Origin of the sequence: Streptomyces fradiae, assembly GCF_041270065.1 — a bacterium.
Classification (GTDB): Bacteria; Actinomycetota; Actinomycetes; order Streptomycetales; family Streptomycetaceae; genus Streptomyces.
The window spans coordinates 1,398,232-1,415,283 of sequence record NZ_CP065958.1 but is presented as its reverse complement, the minus strand read 5'-3'; the positions used below and the strand labels follow the sequence as shown (position 1 = coordinate 1,415,283).

Sequence of the window (17,052 nt, the reverse complement as noted above, 5' to 3'; positions counted from 1 at the left end):
ATGACGGTACGAGCAGCAGTCGCAGGCGCGAGCGGATACGCGGGCGGAGAGCTCCTGCGCCTTCTCCTCGCCCACCCCGAGGTCGAGATCGGCACCCTGACCGGGCACTCCAACGCCGGGCAGCGGCTCGGCGGGCTCCAGCCGCACCTGCTGCCGCTCGCCGACCGGGTGCTCACCGAGACCACCCCGGAGGCCCTCGCCGGCCACGACGTCGTCTTCCTCGCCCTGCCGCACGGGCAGTCCGCCGCCGTCGCCGAGCAGCTCGGGCCCGACACCCTCGTGGTCGACATGGGTGCCGACTTCCGGCTGAAGGACGCGGCCGACTGGGAGGCCTTCTACGGTTCCCCGCACGCCGGCACCTGGCCGTACGGCCTGCCCGAACTGCCGGGCGCCCGCGCCGCGCTGGAGGGGTCCAAGCGCATCGCGGTGCCCGGTTGCTACCCCACCGCCGTCTCCCTCGCCCTCTTCCCGGCGTACGGAGCCGGGCTCGCCGAGACCGAGGCCGTGATCGTCGCCGCCTCCGGCACCTCCGGCGCCGGCAAGGCCGCCAAGCCGCACCTGCTCGGCAGCGAGACCATGGGCAACATGTCCCCGTACGGCGTCGGCGGCGGCCACCGGCACACCCCCGAGATGATCCAGAACCTCAGCGCGGCGGCCGGGGAGCGCGTGACCGTCTCCTTCACGCCCACCCTCGCGCCGATGCCCCGCGGCATCCTCGCCACCTGCTCGGCCACCGCCAGGCCGGGTGTCACCGCCGAGGCCGTGCGCGCCGCGTACGAGAAGGCCTACGCGGACGAGCCCTTCGTCCACCTCCTCCCCGAGGGACAGTGGCCCGCCACGGCCTCCGTCTACGGTTCCAACGCCGTTCACGTGCAGGTCGCGCACGACCCCGCCGCGAACCGGATCATCGCGATCAGCGCCATCGACAACCTCGCCAAGGGCACCGCCGGCGGAGCGGTGCAGAGCATGAACATCGCCCTCGGGCTTCCCGAGACGACCGGACTCTCCACGATTGGAGTCGCTCCATGAGCGTCACCGCAGCGAAGGGATTCACGGCCGCGGGCATCGCGGCCGGGATCAAGCAGAACGGCAACCCGGACCTGGCCCTCGTGGTCAACACCGGGCCGCGCCGCGCCGCCGCGGGAGTCTTCACCTCCAACCGCGTCAAGGCCGCCCCGGTCCTGTGGTCGCAGCAGGTCCTCGCCGACGGCGAGCTGACCGCCGTCGTCCTCAACTCCGGCGGCGCCAACGCCTGCACCGGCCCGCAGGGCTTCCAGGACACCCACGCCACCGCCGAGAAGGTCGCCGAGGTCCTCACCAAGGCCGGCCGCGAGACCGGCGCCGGTGACGTCGCCGTCGCCTCCACCGGGCTCATCGGCGTGCTGCTGCCCATGGACAAGCTGCTGCCCGGTGTCGAGCGGGCCGCGGCCGAACTCTCCGAGCACGGCGGCGAGAAGGCCGCCATCGCCATCAAGACCACCGACACCGTCCACAAGACCGCCGTCGTGACGAAGGACGGCTGGACGGTCGGCGGCATGGCCAAGGGCGCGGGCATGCTCGCCCCCGGCCTCGCCACCATGCTCGTCGTCCTCACCACCGACGCCGACGTCGACGCCGCCGGCCTCGACGCCGCCCTGCGCCACTCCACCCGGCTCACCTTCGACCGGGTCGACTCCGACGGCTGCATGTCCACCAACGACACCGTGCTGCTGCTGGCCTCCGGCGCCGCCGGCGTCACCCCGGCCCAGGACGAGTTCGCCGCGGCCGTCCAGGAGGTCTGCGCCGACCTCGCCCGCCAGCTCATCGGCGACGCCGAGGGCGCCAGCAAGGACATCCGGATCGAGGTGATCAACGCGGCCACCGAGGACGACGCCGTCGAGGTCGGCCGGTCCATCGCCCGTAACAACCTCCTCAAGTGCGCCATCCACGGCGAGGACCCCAACTGGGGCCGGGTGCTCTCCGCCATCGGCACCACCGCCGCCGCCTTCGACCCCGACCAGCTGAACGTCGCCATCAACGGCGTCTGGGTCTGCAAGAACGGCTCCGTCGGCGAGGACCGCGAGCTCGTCGACATGCGCTACCGGGAGGTCGTCATCACCGCCGACCTCGCCGCCGGCGCCGAGACCGCCGTCATCTGGGCCAACGACCTCACCGCCGACTACGTCCACGAGAACAGCGCGTACTCGTCATGAGCAACGGCACGCGGAAGCACACCGCGCTCCCCAAGGCCCAGATCCTCATCGAGGCCCTGCCCTGGCTCACCCGCCACCGCGGCAAGACCGTCGTCATCAAGTTCGGCGGCAACGCCATGATCGACGAGGAGCTGAAGGCCGCCTTCGCCCAGGACGTCGTCTTCCTGCACCACGCCGGCCTCCGGCCGGTCGTCGTGCACGGCGGCGGCCCGCAGATCAGCGCCGCCCTCGACAAGCACGGCATCGTCAGCGAGTTCAAGGCGGGCCTCAGGGTCACCACCGAGGACGCCATGGACGTCGTACGGATGGTGCTCGCCGGCCAGGTCCAGCGCGAGCTCGTCAACCTGCTCAACGAGCACGGCCCGCTCGCCGTCGGACTCACCGGCGAGGACGCCCACACCATCACCGCCACCAAGCACCTGCCGGAGATCGACGGCGAGCCCGTCGACATCGGGCGGGTCGGCGAGATCACCCACATCGACACCGGCGCGATCGAGGCCCTGCTCGCCGACGGGCGCATCCCCGTCGTCTCCTCGATCGCCCGCTCCCAGGACGACGGACATGTCTACAACGTCAATGCTGATACGGCGGCTGCGGCACTCGCTGCGGCGCTGGGCGCCGAGACGCTGATGGTCCTCACCGACGTCGAGGGCCTGTACGAGGACTGGCCGCACAGCGACGAGGTCATCAGCCGGCTCACCGCGAGCCAGCTGGAGAAGCTGCTGCCCGACCTCTCCAGCGGCATGGTCCCCAAGATGGAGGGCTGCCTGCACGCCGTCCGCAACGGCGTCACCACGGCCCGCGTGATCGACGGGCGGGTCCAGCACTCCATCCTGCTCGAGATCTTCACCGACGAGGGCATCGGCACCATGGTCGTGCCGGACAAGACCACGGACGACACCACGGACACGGCCAAGGGGGAAGCATGAGCGGCAACCAGGACCTGACCCAGCGGTGGCAGGGCTCGCTGATGGACAACTACGGCACCCCCCGGCTGCCGCTGGTCCGCGGCGAGGGCGCCAAGGTCTGGGACGCCGACGGCAAGGAGTACCTCGACTTCGTCGGCGGCATCGCCGTCAACGCCCTCGGCCACGCCCACCCGGCCATCGTCGAGGCCGTGTCGCAGCAGATCGCGTCCCTCGGCCACGTCTCCAACCTCTTCGTCGCCGAACCCCCGGTCGCCCTCGCCGAGCGGCTCCTCCAGCTCTTCGGCCGGCCCGGCAAGGTCTTCTTCTGCAACTCCGGCGCCGAGGCCAACGAGGCCGCCTTCAAGATCGGCCGGCTCACCGGCCGGTCCCACATGGTCGCCACCACCGGCGGCTTCCACGGCCGCACCATGGGCTCCCTCGCGCTCACCGGCCAGCCCGGCAAGCAGACCCCGTTCCTGCCGCTGCCCGGCGACGTCACCCACGTCCCGTACGGCGACGTGGAGGCCCTGCGGGCCGCCGTCACCGAGGAGACGGCGTTCGTGATCATCGAGCCCATCCAGGGCGAGAACGGCGTCGTCGTGCCGCCCGCCGGCTATCTGACCGCCGCCCGTGAGATCACCCGCGCCACCGGCACCCTGCTCGTCCTCGACGAGGTCCAGACCGGCATCGGCCGGTGCGGCACCTGGTTCGAGCACCAGGCCCACGCCGCCGTCGAGCCCGATGTCGTGACCCTCGCCAAGGGCCTCGGCGGCGGCCTCCCGATCGGCGCCACCGTTGCCTTCGGCAAGGCCGCGGAGCTCTTCGCGCCCGGCCACCACGGCACCACCTTCGGCGGCAACCCGGTCGCCTGCGCCGCCGGACTCGCGGTCCTGGACACCCTCGGCGCCGACGGCGCCCTCGACGAGGTGAAGCGGCTCGGCGAGAAGCTGCGCGACGGAATCGAGGGCCTGGGCCACCCGCTGGTCTCCCATGTCCGTGGCTCCGGCCTCCTGCTGGGTATCGTGCTCACCGAGTCCCTCGCACCCCAGGTGCAGCAGGCGGCTCAGGACGCCGGCCTCCTGGTGAACGCGCCCGCCCCCGATGTCGTACGGCTCATGCCGGCGCTCGTCATCGCAGACGCGGAGGTGGACGCCTTCCTCCGGGCCCTGCCCGGCGTCCTGGACGAGGCGAACGGGCAAGGACGAACCGGAGAATGAGACGACGATGACCGACGCGCAGGAACCCGAGCACGGCGGGCCGTCCGTTCCGCAGACCCGCACCGCACGCCACCGCAGGATCGTCGACATCCTCAACCGGCAGCCGGTGCGCTCGCAGAGCCAGCTCGCCAAGCTCCTCGCCGACGACGGACTGAGCGTCACCCAGGCGACGCTCAGCCGCGACCTCGACGAGCTCGGCGCGGTGAAGATCCGCAACACCGGAGGCGAACTCATCTACGCGGTGCCCAGCGAGGGCGGCTTCCGCACCCCGCAGGCACCGCTCGGCGAGTCCGCCAAGGAGGAGCGCATGCGGCGCCTCTCCGGCGAACTGCTGATCTCCGCCGAGGCCTCGGCCAACCTGGTGGTGCTCCGCACCCCGCCGGGCGCCGCCCAGTTCCTCGCGTCGGCCATCGACCAGGCCGAACTCCACGCGATCCTCGGCACGATCGCGGGCGACGACACCCTGCTGCTCATCTCCCGCGACCCGGCCGGCGGCCAGGCGCTCGCCGACCACCTGCTGCGACTCGCGCAGAAGGAACGCTAGACACCCAGAGCTAGTAGCGCGTGATCGCCGTCGGCCCGCCCCGCGTGCCGACGGCGATGTGCGGCCGGCGGTCCGGATCCGCCCAGGCCAGGATCCGGCGCATCGCGTCCGCCGGCACCGACACACAACCGGCGGTCGCCCCACGCCCGTTGACGTGCAGAAAGATCCCGGCCCCGCGCCCGCGCACCGGGCGCGCGTAGTTGAAGCCGATGACGAGCGCGTGCGCGTACTGCGTGCCGTAGTCCGCCAGATGCTCCGACTCGGCGGCCCGGCAGTCCTCCGGCAGCCCCTCCACCCAGCGGTTGTACGCGGCCGACTCGTTGTCCTGGCACCACCAGGACCGGTCGGTCACCCGCGCGTAGCCGTACGCCGTCCCGGCCGGTGCCGGCTCGGTCCCGAAGGCGAACGGCAGGCCGTAAAGCCCGGTCGGCGTGGTGCTGGTGCCCTGCCGCCGCTCCGCCCCCTCGGCAAGGCCGTTGGCCCCGAACCGCGCCTCCGCCGCCCCCGCCCGCACCCACCGGCCGCCGCGCCGGTCCCACCAGGTGACGGTCCCGGTGGTGGCCGACGGGCCGGCGGCCTCCGCCGTGATCAGCTGCGAGCCGCCGCCGGTGTCCGCCATCAGCTCCGGCAGGGGCACCGGCGGCCTGGGCGAGGCGAGCGCCGTGACCAGGGCCCCGAGTACGAGAAGGGTGCGCATGGCGCGAGGCTAGAGCGCGCCCGGGCCCGCCGCCCGGCTACTCACCCGTGCGGGGGAGCGGCGGCAGCGGCAGGGGCAGCCCCGGCAGGCCGTCGATGCTCGTCGCGATGTGCTCCTTCTTGGCGAAGTACGCGTCCAGGGAGGCGTTGTCCTCCCGGCCGAAGCGCCTCTGGTGCAGATCGCGGTCCTCGTCGTACGACATGAACGGCACGCCGTACCCACAGGTGTCCCGCACCAGCTCGGCCCGCACCACGATCACCGCGCGCAGCCCGTGCGGCTCCGGGTCGATCCCGGGAAAGTGCCCGAGCAGCTCGCCCCAGCGCGGATCGTCCCGGAACACCGGCTCGCCGCGCCCGTGGATCCGCACGATGTTCGGCGGCCCCTGGAAGGCGCACCACATCAGCGTGATCCGCCCGTTCTCCCGCAGATGCGCCACCGTCTCGGCGTTGGACCCGGCGAAGTCCAGGTAAGCGACGGTGTGTTCGTCGAGGACGGCGAAGGAGCCGCTCAGGCCCTTCGGTGAGAGGTTGACCGTGCCGTCCCCCGAGAGCGGCGCGGTGGCGGTGAAGAAGACGGGCTGGGCCTGGATGAAGGCGCGGAGCCGTCCGTCGATGCGTTCATATGTTTTCCCCATGGTGCTCATTCTGGGTGCGGGCGGCCACGCTCGAACGGGTGTTTCGCCATGCGGTCGCCCACCCGCCCTCAGGCGCGCCACCGGGGCAGGGTGCCCAGCGGTCGCGGTACGGGCTCCTCCCTGCCGAGCGCGCGGCGGACGTGCAGCCGCAGCACCGGGTCGGGGTCCGCGACGAGCCGCTCGGCCGCCTCCCGGTACACGGCGGAGGCGTGCTCCCGCAGCAGGAGCAGGGCCCGGACGCGGACGTGCACCGGCCGGCCCGGCCCGGTGCGGCGCAGGAACTCCTCCTCCCGCACCCGGTCCGCCCAGGGCAGCAGGGTCCGGGCCGTCTCCCGTACGACACCGGGCGCCGGGTCGTCGAGCAGCGGCAGCAGCCGGGCGAAGTCCGCGACCTCGAGCATCCGCAGACCCGCGACGGAGGAGGACCGCACCAGCGGGTCCGGGTGCCCGGTCAGGTCCCACAGCGTCTCCATGTCCGCCTTCTGTTCGCCGCACTCGGCGAGTCCGAGCGGCGCCCACCCGGGCACGGTCGCCGGATCCGCGCAGGCGGCCCGGTAGCGCGCGAGCGCGTCGTGGCCGTCCTTCCGGAGCACCCAGCGGGCGCAGGCCCGGACAAGCCCCGACCGGTCGAAGAGGTACGGCTCCGCCTCCGCGGCCCGCCCGGCCTTCCGCAGGGCGGTGACCCCGGCCGAGCGGACCGCGCCGGACCGTGCGCCGAGCAGCAGCGGCAGTGTCTCGTCAGGGACGCCGGCCGCGAGCGCGGCGTTCGCGGCCCGGCCCCGAAGGGCGACATCCTCGTCGTACGCGGCGATGCGTGCCAGGTCGGTGGGGGAGAGCAGCCCGCGCTCGACGGCGAGGCCGAAGGCGATCCGCCGGGTGGGCCGGTCCCGGTTGCGGAACAGGCGGGTGAGGCTCGCGTCCGGTGCGGCGCGCAGCAGCTCCTGGAGCAGGTCGGTCGCCCGGCCACCGCGCACCCGGTCGCGGAGCCGGAGGATCACGGGGGCGGTGACGGCGAGGGTCCGCTCGTCGGCCCCGGGCAGGGTGGCGGCCAGGACTTCCCGCGCCCTGTCCCGTACCGCCGGAACCCAGTCGGTGGTGCGGACGGCGATCAGGGGAAGGACGGCCGGACGGCGGGCGGCGTGCGGGAGGGCAGCCTCGCGGATGCGGCCGTCGCCGTCGCACAGGGCGAGGACGAGCTCCGCCTCGGTCGGCGCCGGGTCGCCGAGGAGCTCCCGCAGGACCGTGGGGCGCACGCTCTTGGCCAGCCACGTGTGGGTCGGGCGCTCCGGGCCCCTCCATCCGTACACGGACCGGATCCGCTCGTCGAGGGCGAGCCACACCGCCGGCCGTCCCACGTCGATGACCTCGTCAAGCGCGCGCCCCCGCGCGAGCCCCCGTATCGCCGCGTCCAGCGGCATCTCCTCGCTCGTCATGCACGGAGCCTAGAGCGCACGCACCCGCTCCGGCCTGGGATTTTCCGCCGCCACGGAGACGCGTTGACAAAACATACGGAGGACTGCATAGTTATACCCATCAGTGGTTGCAAGGTAAGGAGAACCCCGTGACCGAGCGCGTCGTACTCGCCTACTCGGGCGGCCTGGACACCTCCGTCGCCATCGGCTGGATCGCCGAGGAGACGGGTGCCGAGGTCATCGCCGTCGCCGTGGACGTCGGCCAGGGCGGCGAGGACCTGGACGTCATCCGCAAGCGCGCGCTCGCCTGCGGTGCAGTCGAGGCCGAGGTCGCGGACGCCAAGGACGAGTTCGCCGACGAGTACTGCCTCCCGGCGATCAAGGCCAACGCCCTCTACATGGACCGCTACCCGCTGGTCTCGGCGCTCTCCCGGCCGGCCATCGTGAAGCACCTCGTCGCCGCCGCCAACAAGCACAACGCCTCGATCGTCGCCCACGGCTGCACCGGCAAGGGCAACGACCAGGTGCGCTTCGAGGCCGGCATCCAGGCCCTCGGCCCGGACCTGAAGTGCATCGCCCCGGTCCGTGACTACGCGATGACCCGCGACAAGGCCATCGCGTTCGCCGAGAAGGCGAACCTGCCGATCGCGACCACCAAGAAGTCCCCGTACTCCATCGACCAGAACGTCTTCGGCCGGGCCATCGAGACCGGCTTCCTCGAGGACATCTGGAACGCGCCGATCGAGGACATCTACGAGTACACCCAGAACCCGGCGGTCGCCCGCGAGGCCGACGAGGTCGTCATCTCCTTCAAGGAGGGCGTCCCGGTCGCCATCGACGGCAAGCCCGTCACCGTCCTCCAGGCCATCCAGCAGCTCAACGAGCGGGCCGGCGCCCAGGGCATCGGCCGGATCGACATGGTCGAGGACCGGCTCGTGGGCATCAAGTCCCGCGAGGTGTACGAGGCTCCCGGCGCGATCGCCCTGATCACCGCCCATCAGGAGCTGGAGAACGTCACCGTCGAGCGCGAGCTGGCCCGCTACAAGCGGCAGGTCGAGCAGCGCTGGGGCGAGCTGGTCTACGACGGTCTGTGGTTCTCGCCGCTCAAGCGCGCCCTGGACGGCTTCATCACCGAGGCCAACCAGCACGTCACCGGCGACATCCGGATGACCCTGCACGGCGGCCGCGCCGTCGTCACCGGCCGGAAGTCCGCCGAGTCGCTGTACGACTTCAACCTCGCCACCTACGACACCGGCGACACGTTCGACCAGTCGAAGGCGCAGGGCTTCATCGACATCTTCGCCCTGTCGTCGAAGATCGCCGCCAAGCGCGACCTGGGCTGACCCCCGCACGTTGTACAAGCCGCCTCCCTGTCCGTACGCCGTTGCGGTACGCGGCAGGGAGGCGGCCGCACATCCAGACACTGTCCTCAAGGAGCACAGCAGTGAGCAGCAACAACGGTGACGTCCGGCTCTGGGGCGGCCGGTTCGCCGACGGGCCCGCCGAGGCCCTGGCGAAGCTGTCCGCGTCCGTCCACTTCGACTGGCGGCTCGCGCCGTACGACATCGCCGGTTCCCGTGCCCACGCGCGCGTGCTGCACAAGGCCGGGCTCCTTGACCAGGACGAGCTGACCCGCATGCTGGCCGGTCTCGACCAGCTGGAGGCGGACGTCGCCGATGGCTCCTTCGTCGGCACCATCGCCGACGAGGACGTCCACACCGCCCTGGAGCGGGGCCTCCTGGAGCGGCTCGGCGCCGAGCTCGGCGGCAAGCTGCGGGCCGGCCGGTCCCGTAACGACCAGGTCGCCACGCTGTTCCGGATGTACCTGCGGGACCACGCCCGGATCATCGGCGGCCTGATCGCCGAGCTCCAGGACGCGCTGGTCGGCCTCGCCGAGGCGCACCCGGACGTCGCCATGCCGGGCCGCACCCACCTCCAGCACGCCCAGCCGGTGCTCTTCGCCCACCACGTGCTCGCCCACGTGCAGTCGCTCTCCCGGGACGCGGAGCGGCTGCGCCAGTGGGACACCCGGACCGCCGTCTCCCCGTACGGCTCCGGCGCGCTCGCCGGCTCCTCCCTCGGGCTCGACCCGGAGGCGGTCGCCAAGGACCTCGGCTTCGAGCGGGGTTCGGCGGGCAACTCGATCGACGGCACGGCCTCGCGGGACTTCGTCGCCGAGTTCGCCTTCATCACCGCGATGATCGGCGTGAACCTGTCCCGGATCGCCGAGGAGATCATCATCTGGAACACGAAGGAGTTCTCCTTCGTGACCCTCCACGACGCCTTCTCCACCGGCTCGTCGATCATGCCGCAGAAGAAGAACCCGGACATCGCGGAGCTGGCCCGGGGCAAGTCCGGCCGGCTCATCGGCAACCTGTCCGGCCTGATGGCGACCCTGAAGGCGCTGCCCCTGGCCTACAACCGGGACCTCCAGGAGGACAAGGAGCCGGTCTTCGACTCCTGCGACCAGCTGGAGGTCCTGCTGCCCGCCTTCACCGGCATGATGGCGACCCTCACGGTCAACCGGGAGCGCATGGAGGAGCTCGCCCCGGCCGGCTTCTCCCTCGCCACCGACATCGCCGAGTGGCTGGTCAAGCAGGGCGTCCCCTTCCGGGTGGCGCACGAGGTGGCCGGCGAGTGCGTCAAGGTCGCCGAGGCGGAGGGCAAGGAGCTCGACGGCCTCACGGACGAGCAGTTCGCCAAGATCTCCGAGCACCTCACCCCCGAGGTCCGCACCGTCCTCAACGTCCCCGGCGCCCTCGCCTCCCGCGACGGCCGCGGCGGCACCGCCCCCTCGGCCGTCGCCGCCCAACTGGTCGAGGTCAAGGCGGACCTGGTCATCCAGCACGCCTGGGCCACCGCCAAGCAGTAACCACTCAGCACGTCACAGCGCCGCCGCCCACTCCGCGAGCGCGTCGAAGTCCGGCCGGAGCAGTCCGATCCGTTCGTCGACGCGCAGCAACAGGGCGGCGGCGAGGTGGTTCTGCTCCACATACTCGTGGTCGTACGACGTGATGTCGTCGTCCACCCACGCGAACGGCCGCCCCTGCGCGTACTCCAGGATGTACTGGGTCTTCCAGAACGTCCCGCGCGGGGCGGCCCCGTGCATTTTCGGCCAGTCGATGAACGGCAGCTCCGGCAGCCCCAGATGCGGCCCGATCCGCCCCCTACGCCCTGAGGGCGTGGGGGGACCCCCAGTTCGCCTCGTCCTTCCAGGTCGTCGCCCAGACCAGCTCGTACGCCTCCGCGAGCGCCAGCAGCTCCGCGCCGTGCCCGTGGTTCAGCCACACCCGCAGCGGCCTTGCCCCGACCCAGCCGGTGGGGCTCATCCGGTGCGTCGTATACCCCTCCGGGCGGCGCTCGCGCTGCGCCGCGTACGGATTCAGCGGCCCGTCGACGTCGATCAGCAGCAGCGGTCTTGTCATGCGCACAGGATTCCCTCCCACGCCTCGTGAGGCGTCGATTTATTGAATGAGACATTGATGTCTCATTCGGTGTATGGTTGTCTCATGGCCGTCGATCGCACCCATGTCCTCCGCTCCGCCGCCGCCACGCTCTCCGTGAAGGCGACCGCCACCATGGACGAGGTCGCCCGGGCCGCCGGGATCGGGCGCGCCACGCTGCACCGGCTGTTCGCCGGGCGGGAGGCACTGATCCGCGCGCTGGAGGAGATGGCGATCGCGGAGCTGGAGGCCGCCCTCGACGGCGCGCGGCTCGACGAGGGGCCCGCCGACGAGGTGCTGCGCCGGCTCGTCGGCGCCGTGGAGCCCGTCGCCCCGCTGCTGTCCTTCCTCGTCACCGAGAACCAGCTGTTCGAGGGGGAGGAGCAGCACGAGGGCTGGGCCCGGCTCGACGCCCGGATCGCCGCGCTCTTCCGGCGCGGCCAGGAGCAGGGCGTCTTCCGGATCGACCTGACCCCCGCCTGGCTGTGCGAGGCCTTCTACGGCCTCGTCGGCTCCGGCGCCTGGGCCGTGATGGACGGCCGGGTCGCCGCCAAGGACTACCAGTACATGATCACCGAGCTGATGCTCGGCGGAGCACGCAGGAGCGTGGAGAAGTGACCAGCGACAGCCTCACGAAGGCGCAGACGCCCGAGAGCCATACCGAGGGCGTGCGCCGTCCCGGCCGGTGGCTCGCCCTCGCCGTGCTCGTCCTGGCCGTACTGCTCGTGGCGGTCGACGCCACGGTACTCGGCCTGGCGACCCCCTTCCTCTCCGAGGACCTGAAGCCGTCCGGCACCCAGCTGCTCTGGATCGGCGACGTCTACTCCTTCGTCATCGCCGGCCTGCTCGTCTCCATGGGCAGCCTCGGCGACCGCATCGGCCGCAAGAAGCTGCTGCTCACCGGAGCCGTCGCGTTCGGCGCGGTCTCCGTCCTGAACGCCTACGCGAGCAGCCCCGAGATGATGATCGCGGCCCGCGCCCTGCTCGGCGTCGCCGGCGCCACCCTGATGCCGTCCACGCTCGCCCTGATCCGCAACCTCTTCCACGACCCGCGCGAGCGCAGCCTCGCCATCGGCATCTGGGGCGCCATGGCCTCGGCCGGTGCCGCCGTGGGCCCGGTCGTCGGCGGATTCCTGCTCGAACACTTCTGGTGGGGCTCGGTCTTCCTCATCAACCTGCCCGTGATGGCCGTCCTGGTCCTCGTCGGCGCCAAGCTGATCCCCGAGTCGAAGAACCCGAACCCGGGCCCCTGGGACCTGCCGAGCGTCCTGCTCTCCCTCGCCGGCATGATCGGCGTCGTCTACGCGATCAAGGAACTGGCCGCCCACGGCCTCACCCTGGACGTGGTGGCCGCGCTGGCCGTCGGCATCGGCGGTCTGACCTGGTTCGTACGCCGTCAGCTCACCCTGCCGGCCCCGCTCCTGGACATGCGCCTGTTCCGCAACCGCGGCTTCTCCGCCGCCGTGGTCGCCGACCTGCTGACCATCCTCGGCCTCTCCGGCCTGGTGTTCTTCCTGTCCCAGTTCTTCCAGCTGGTCCAGGGCCGGGCACCCCTGGAGGCCGGGCTCGCCGAACTGCCCGCCGCCATCGGCGCGGTGACGGCCGGTCTGGTCGCGGGCCGGGTCGCCCGCCGGTTCTCGGTGCGCTCGGTCGTCGCCGGCGGCCTCGCCGCCATCGGACTCGCCCTCGCGGTGCTCACCGCCATCGGCCGGTCCACCGGCTACCCGCTGCTCGGCGCCAGCCTGCTCGTCGTCGGCGTCGGCGCGGGCTTCGCCTTCACCGTCACCGCCGACGTGATCCTCTCCGGCGTCCCCAAGGAGCAGGCCGGCGCCGCCTCCGCGGTCTCCGAGACGGCCTACGAGCTGGGCGCGGCCCTCGGCATCGCGGTCCTCGGCTCCATCGTGACCGGCGTCTACCGGAGCTTCACCACCCCGGCGGGCATCCCGTCGGACACCGCCGCCGCGGCCCACGACTCGCTGGGCGGCGCCGTCGAGGCCGCGGCGGGCCTCGGCCCGGACCAGGGCGGCGCGCTCGTCACCGCCGCCCAGGACGCCTTCGTCGACGGCCTGCGCATCGCCTCCGGCGTCGGCGCGGCGGTGCTCCTGGCGACCGCCGTCGCGGCCTGGTTCCTGCTGAAGGGCCAGAAGCTGGCGGACGGCCCCGTCGAGCACTGACGCCCGGCACACGAGGAGGGCGCCCCCGGAATCCCGGGGGCGCCCTCCTCGTACGTACGAGCAGCCCTACGCGTACCTACGCGCAGCCTTACGCGGCTTCCTTCGCCTTGGTCGCGTACATGTCCACGTACTCCTGGCCGGACAGCCGCATGACCTCCGCCATCACCGAGTCCGTCACCGCGCGCAGCACGTACCGGTCGCGGTCCATGCCGTCGTAGCGGGAGAACTCCATCGGCTCGCCGAAGCGGACCGTCACCCGGCCCGGGCGCGGGATGCCCGCGCCGCCCGGCTGGACCTTGTCGGTGCCGATCATCGCGAACGGCACCACCGGCGCGCCGGTCATCAGGGTGAGCCGGGCGATGCCGGTGCGGCCGCGGTAGAGCCGGCCGTCAGGGGAGCGGGTGCCCTCCGGGTAGATGGAGAAGATCTTGCCCTCCTCCAGGACCCGGCGGCCGGTCATCAGCGCGGCCACACCGCCGCGGCCGCCGTCCCGGTCCACCGGGATCATGCCGACACTGGTGAAGAACCAGGCCATCAGCCGGCCCTTGAGGCCGGTGCCCTTCACGTACTCGTCCTTGCCGATGAAGTAGGCCGGGCGGTCCAGGCAGATCGGCATGATCATCGAGTCGATGAAGGTCAGATGGTTGCCCGCGAGGATCACCGGACCGGTGCCCGGGATGTTCTCGGCGCCCTCGACGCGGGGACGGAACATGAGGCGCAGGACCGGTCCGAGGATGGCCTTCATGATCGCGAGACGGGACAACGGTTCCTCCGTGTCGGGCGGGCGGCTGCGGCTCGTCGAGCCGACGGTGCAGATGGCGACGATACTCGCGGGTCACCACGCTCCGCACATCGGGTTCACGCAACGGATACGGCGTGTTGACGTGTGTTTCCGCCATGTTCCGCGCAGGTCTGCCGCCCGTAGGGCCGCAATGCCTAGCGTCGGGGGCGCAGTTGACAGGTGCGGGACATCACACGGAGATCACACCGAAGGAGTGTTCATGACACAGCCCGAGCGCCCGACCCCGGACCGACGCGCGGTCCTCGGCGCGGCCGGCGCCGCCGTCCTCGGCGGGTCCACCGTCCTCGCCGGCGGCACCGCCCAGGCCGTCCAGTCCGCCGTCGCCGCCACCGCCGACGGCGAGCCGGGCGCCCGCGACCGGGGCCACGGCCGCGGGGGCTACCGCTCGCTGCCCGTCCCCACCGTCATCGGCCACCGCGGCGCCAGCGGCTACCGCCCCGAGCACACCCTCGGCTCCTACCAGCTTGCGCTCACCCTGGGCGCCGACGTCGTCGAGCAGGACCTCGTCCCCACCAAGGACGGGCACCTGGTCTGCCGCCACGAGAACGACATCACCGGCACCACCGATGTCGCCGACCACCCCGAGTTCGCCTCCCGGAAGACCACCAAGACCGTCGACGGGGCCGCCCTCACCGGCTGGTTCACCGAGGACTTCACGCTCGCCGAACTCAAGACCCTGCGGGCCAAGGAGCGCATCCCCGCCACCCGCCAGGAGAACACCCTCTACGACGGACGCTGGGCCGTCCCCACCTTCGAGGAGGTGCTGCGCTGGGCCGAGCAGGAGGGCCGCCGCCGCGGCCGCCCGGTGTGGCTGCACGTCGAGACCAAGCACCCCACCTACTTCCGCTCGATCGGCCTGCCCCTCGAAGAGCGGCTCGCGAAGCTGCTCCGCCGCTACGGCCGCCACCGCGCCGACTCCCCGGTCTTCCTCCAGTCCTTCGAGCCCGGCAGCATCCAGCGGCTGGCCCGCCTGGTCGACTCCCCGCGCGTCGTGCTGCTCTCCGGGGCTAACACCCGCCCCTGGGACTTCGTCGAGGCCGGCGACCCGCGCACCGTCGCCGACCTGGTCACGCCCGCGGGCCTGCGCTGGATCGCCTCGTACGCGCAGGGCATCGGCCCCACCCTCGACCTGATCCTGCCGCGCGACGCGAGCGGCCGGCTCGGCGCCGAGACCACCCTGGTCCGCGACGCCCACGCCCAGGGCCTGATCCTCCACCCGTACACCCAGCGCAACGAGAACACCTTCCTGCCGGCCGAGTACCGCCGGGGCACCGACCCCAACGCGTACGGCGACGCCTTCGGCGCGCTCAAGCGCTTCTTCGAGACGGGCATCGACGGCATCTTCTCCGACAACGCCGACACGGCCCTGCTGGCCGCCGCGGACTTCCGCGACCGCTAGGCGTCCGTACGCGAGGCGTCCGTACGAGCGCGGTCCCCGGCCCGTACGCCCGACCGGGTGGTTTCGGGCCGGGGGCGCAACCGGGCCGGGGGCCGGTCGCATCGTCGCGGGCATGACCTCCCCCAGCGCCCCCGGCACCCCCGACGCCCTGCTCACCGCCCTCACCCCGCTGCTCGCCGCCGAGTCGCAGGCCGAGGCGCCCGGCGCGGGCGTCGAGGCCGACGATCTCGAACAGGCGGTGCTGCTGCGCCTGCTCGAACGGATCCGGGACGACGACGCACCCGAACGGCCCGCCGACTGGCTCCGCCGCGCCGTCCGGGCCGAGGCGCGCAGGGCCCGGCGCGCCAGCGCCCACGAGCGGTCCTTCCACGGCGAGCCGGGCCACGAGCCCGCGCACGAGTCCCCGGCGCACGGCTCGCCCGAGAGCCACGCCCTGCACGCCGAGCGGCGTAGGACGCTGCGCGCCGCCGTCCGCCGCACCCCCGGCCACTGCCCGCGGCTGCTCACCGCGATGCTCCACCCCGACGACCCCACCTACCGCGAAATCGCAGGAGCGTTGGGTATCTCACAGGGCAGTCTGGGGCCGATGCGTTCCCGGTGCCTGGGATGCCTGCGCAGAATGCTGGCTGCGGAGGTTCCCGGTGCCGGTGCGCGGGGAAAGGTGCCGTAGACCCACGGTGGATCAGACGAGCGGGAGGCATGCGCACATGGGCATGAGCGTGACCATCTCAGCGGCGGACGCGGCCGAGGACGCGGAGAGCATTCTGAAGCTCCAGTACCTCTGCTACCAGCGCGAGGCCGAGATCTACCAGGACTGGTCGATCGAGCCGCTGACCCAGTCGCTCGACGCCCTGCGCGCCGAACTCACCGAGGGCCGCGCCTTCGTCGCGAAGCTGGGCGAGGAGATCGTCGCCTCCGTGCGCGGCCGGCTCGACGAGGACGGCACGGTGCGCATCGCCAAGCTCGTCGTCCACCCGCGGATGCAGCGCCACGGCATCGGCGGCCGGCTCCTCGACGCCATCGAGCGCCACTACGCGGCGGAGCCCGCCCCGGCCGCCAAGCGCTTCCAGCTGTTCACCGGCCACCGCAGCGAGGGCAACCTGCGGCTGTACCGCAGCAAGGGGTACGCCCAGGTCTCCACCCGCGAGGTCGGGCCCCGGCTCACCCTCGTCACCCTGGAGAAGGCCGCCTAGGCGGCCTTGGACCGCCGCAGCCACCAGATGCCGCTCAGCGGCAGCAGCACCGGGATGAAGAGGTAGCCGTAGCCGTAGTCCGACCAGACCGTCGCGTCCGGGAAGGCCGAGGGCTCGACCAGCGTCCAGGTGCCGACGATCAGCACGCCCGCGAGCTCGGCGGCGCAGCACACCAGCGCCGCCCTGCGGGCCGTCTCGCCGCCCCGTACCAGCGTGTACGTGATGAAGGCGTACACGACCGCGGCCACCGCCGACAGGCCGTACGCCAGCGGCGCCCGGTCGAACTCGGTGGCGATCTGGTAGATCGAGCGGGACACCGCGCCGACCGACATCACGCCGTACAGCCAGACGAGCAGCACGCCCGGGCCCTGCACCAGACGGCCGGGCTTCCGCGCGTTCCCGGCCTCGTTCCCGGTCCCGGTCTCGGTCGCGGTCAT

The 17,052-nt window shown here is 72.4% G+C and carries 17 protein-coding genes and 1 pseudogene; 12 read left to right on the top strand and 6 right to left on the bottom strand.

All coding sequences use genetic code 11. The annotated features are described in order from the left end of the window. The 5 genes from argC to JAO84_RS06255 are packed head-to-tail and all read left to right on the top strand — an operon-like array spanning nt 1 to nt 4,861. Entirely contained in the window at nt 1-1,029 is a 1,029-nt protein-coding gene (gene argC, locus JAO84_RS06275) for an N-acetyl-gamma-glutamyl-phosphate reductase (protein WP_370411168.1), read from the top strand. Beyond that, complete coding sequence (gene argJ, locus JAO84_RS06270; protein ID WP_370411166.1) at nt 1,026-2,192, top strand: bifunctional glutamate N-acetyltransferase/amino-acid acetyltransferase ArgJ; 1,167 nt, start codon at nt 1,026-1,028, stop codon at nt 2,190-2,192. Before argC ends, argJ begins: the two co-directional genes overlap by 4 nt. Beyond that, entirely contained in the window at nt 2,189-3,121 is a 933-nt protein-coding gene (gene argB, locus JAO84_RS06265) for an acetylglutamate kinase (RefSeq protein ID WP_370411164.1), read from the top strand. The genes argJ and argB overlap by 4 nt, the downstream gene beginning before the upstream one ends. Then, nucleotides 3,118-4,317, top strand: a complete 1,200-nt coding sequence (locus JAO84_RS06260) for an acetylornithine transaminase (RefSeq protein ID WP_370411161.1) — start codon at nt 3,118-3,120, stop codon at nt 4,315-4,317. Before argB ends, JAO84_RS06260 begins: the two co-directional genes overlap by 4 nt. 7 nt (nt 4,318-4,324) lie before the next feature. Then, nucleotides 4,325-4,861 carry an arginine repressor gene (locus tag JAO84_RS06255; RefSeq protein WP_265865455.1) on the top strand — a complete coding sequence of 179 codons (537 nt, stop codon included), beginning with the start codon at nt 4,325-4,327 and terminating at the stop codon, nt 4,859-4,861. 10 nt (nt 4,862-4,871) lie between these two features. Here JAO84_RS06255 and JAO84_RS06250 read toward each other — a convergent pair whose 3' ends face one another. The 3 genes from JAO84_RS06250 to JAO84_RS06240 form a co-directional block, all read right to left on the bottom strand. Continuing rightward, the gene (locus tag JAO84_RS06250; RefSeq protein WP_370411159.1) at nt 4,872-5,558 is read right to left on the bottom strand and encodes a L,D-transpeptidase; all 687 of its coding nucleotides are present in this window, start codon (nt 5,556-5,558) and stop codon (nt 4,872-4,874) included. Nucleotides 5,559-5,595: 37 nt separating this feature from the next. Then, the gene (locus JAO84_RS06245) at nt 5,596-6,192 is read right to left on the bottom strand and encodes a pyridoxamine 5'-phosphate oxidase family protein (RefSeq protein WP_370411157.1); all 597 of its coding nucleotides are present in this window, start codon (nt 6,190-6,192) and stop codon (nt 5,596-5,598) included. A gap of 68 nt (nt 6,193-6,260) precedes the next feature. Further along, the gene (locus JAO84_RS06240; RefSeq protein WP_370411155.1) at nt 6,261-7,625 is read right to left on the bottom strand and encodes a hypothetical protein; all 1,365 of its coding nucleotides are present in this window, start codon (nt 7,623-7,625) and stop codon (nt 6,261-6,263) included. Between the two features lie 128 nt (nt 7,626-7,753). On the opposite strand from JAO84_RS06240, the gene JAO84_RS06235 reads away from it, so the two are divergent. Both JAO84_RS06235 and argH read left to right on the top strand, forming a co-directional pair. Next, nucleotides 7,754-8,947, top strand: a complete 1,194-nt coding sequence (locus JAO84_RS06235) for an argininosuccinate synthase (RefSeq protein ID WP_370411153.1) — start codon at nt 7,754-7,756, stop codon at nt 8,945-8,947. 101 nt (nt 8,948-9,048) lie between these two features. After that, nucleotides 9,049-10,476, top strand: a complete 1,428-nt coding sequence (gene argH / locus JAO84_RS06230; RefSeq protein WP_370411152.1) for an argininosuccinate lyase — start codon at nt 9,049-9,051, stop codon at nt 10,474-10,476. A 12-nt stretch (nt 10,477-10,488) separates the two neighbouring features. Here the strand turns inward: argH and JAO84_RS06225 are convergent. After that, a pseudogene (locus JAO84_RS06225) lies at nt 10,489-11,029 on the bottom strand (HAD domain-containing protein). Nucleotides 11,030-11,113: 84 nt separating this feature from the next. Between JAO84_RS06225 and JAO84_RS06220 the strand changes: the two are divergent. Next, the gene (locus JAO84_RS06220) at nt 11,114-11,665 is read left to right on the top strand and encodes a TetR/AcrR family transcriptional regulator (protein ID WP_370411150.1); all 552 of its coding nucleotides are present in this window, start codon (nt 11,114-11,116) and stop codon (nt 11,663-11,665) included. Next, the gene (locus tag JAO84_RS06215; RefSeq protein ID WP_370411148.1) at nt 11,662-13,221 is read left to right on the top strand and encodes an MFS transporter; all 1,560 of its coding nucleotides are present in this window, start codon (nt 11,662-11,664) and stop codon (nt 13,219-13,221) included. The genes JAO84_RS06220 and JAO84_RS06215 overlap by 4 nt, the downstream gene beginning before the upstream one ends. Before the next feature lie 88 nt (nt 13,222-13,309). On the opposite strand, the gene JAO84_RS06210 is transcribed toward JAO84_RS06215, so the two are convergent. Further along, nucleotides 13,310-13,984 (bottom strand): lysophospholipid acyltransferase family protein, encoded by a 675-nt coding sequence (locus tag JAO84_RS06210; protein WP_370411146.1) that lies wholly within the window; start codon nt 13,982-13,984, stop codon nt 13,310-13,312. A gap of 238 nt (nt 13,985-14,222) precedes the next feature. Here JAO84_RS06210 and JAO84_RS06205 point away from each other — a divergent pair, with 238 nt between their 5' ends. The 3 genes from JAO84_RS06205 to JAO84_RS06195 all read left to right on the top strand — a co-directional run bounded on the left by JAO84_RS06205 (nt 14,223) and on the right by JAO84_RS06195 (nt 16,615). Further along, on the top strand, nt 14,223-15,422 hold the full coding sequence (locus JAO84_RS06205) for a glycerophosphodiester phosphodiesterase (RefSeq protein WP_370411144.1): 1,200 nt from the start codon (nt 14,223-14,225) through the stop codon (nt 15,420-15,422). A 112-nt stretch (nt 15,423-15,534) separates the two neighbouring features. Further along, complete coding sequence (locus JAO84_RS06200; protein WP_370411142.1) at nt 15,535-16,092, top strand: sigma-70 family RNA polymerase sigma factor; 558 nt, start codon at nt 15,535-15,537, stop codon at nt 16,090-16,092. A 37-nt stretch (nt 16,093-16,129) separates the two neighbouring features. Next, nucleotides 16,130-16,615, top strand: a complete 486-nt coding sequence (locus tag JAO84_RS06195) for a GNAT family N-acetyltransferase (protein WP_370411140.1) — start codon at nt 16,130-16,132, stop codon at nt 16,613-16,615. Here JAO84_RS06195 and JAO84_RS06190 read toward each other — a convergent pair. Beyond that, complete coding sequence (locus tag JAO84_RS06190) at nt 16,612-17,052, bottom strand: hypothetical protein (protein ID WP_370411138.1); 441 nt, start codon at nt 17,050-17,052, stop codon at nt 16,612-16,614. The genes JAO84_RS06195 and JAO84_RS06190 overlap by 4 nt on opposite strands.

Coding starts and splice junctions, on each gene's coding strand:
- argC (WP_370411168.1), top strand. CDS start 1: ATGACGGTACGAGCAGCAGTCGCAGGCGCGAGCGGATACGCGGGCGGA.
- JAO84_RS06260 (WP_370411161.1), top strand. CDS start 3,118: ATGAGCGGCAACCAGGACCTGACCCAGCGGTGGCAGGGCTCGCTGATG.
- JAO84_RS06255 (WP_265865455.1), top strand. CDS start 4,325: ATGACCGACGCGCAGGAACCCGAGCACGGCGGGCCGTCCGTTCCGCAG.
- argB (WP_370411164.1), top strand. CDS start 2,189: ATGAGCAACGGCACGCGGAAGCACACCGCGCTCCCCAAGGCCCAGATC.
- JAO84_RS06205 (WP_370411144.1), top strand. CDS start 14,223: ATGACACAGCCCGAGCGCCCGACCCCGGACCGACGCGCGGTCCTCGGC.
- JAO84_RS06250 (WP_370411159.1), bottom strand. CDS start 5,558: ATGCGCACCCTTCTCGTACTCGGGGCCCTGGTCACGGCGCTCGCCTCG.
- JAO84_RS06240 (WP_370411155.1), bottom strand. CDS start 7,625: ATGACGAGCGAGGAGATGCCGCTGGACGCGGCGATACGGGGGCTCGCG.
- argJ (WP_370411166.1), top strand. CDS start 1,026: ATGAGCGTCACCGCAGCGAAGGGATTCACGGCCGCGGGCATCGCGGCC.
- JAO84_RS06190 (WP_370411138.1), bottom strand. CDS start 17,052: ATGACCGCGACCGAGACCGGGACCGGGAACGAGGCCGGGAACGCGCGG.
- JAO84_RS06200 (WP_370411142.1), top strand. CDS start 15,535: ATGACCTCCCCCAGCGCCCCCGGCACCCCCGACGCCCTGCTCACCGCC.
- JAO84_RS06195 (WP_370411140.1), top strand. CDS start 16,130: ATGGGCATGAGCGTGACCATCTCAGCGGCGGACGCGGCCGAGGACGCG.
- JAO84_RS06245 (WP_370411157.1), bottom strand. CDS start 6,192: ATGGGGAAAACATATGAACGCATCGACGGACGGCTCCGCGCCTTCATC.
- JAO84_RS06220 (WP_370411150.1), top strand. CDS start 11,114: ATGGCCGTCGATCGCACCCATGTCCTCCGCTCCGCCGCCGCCACGCTC.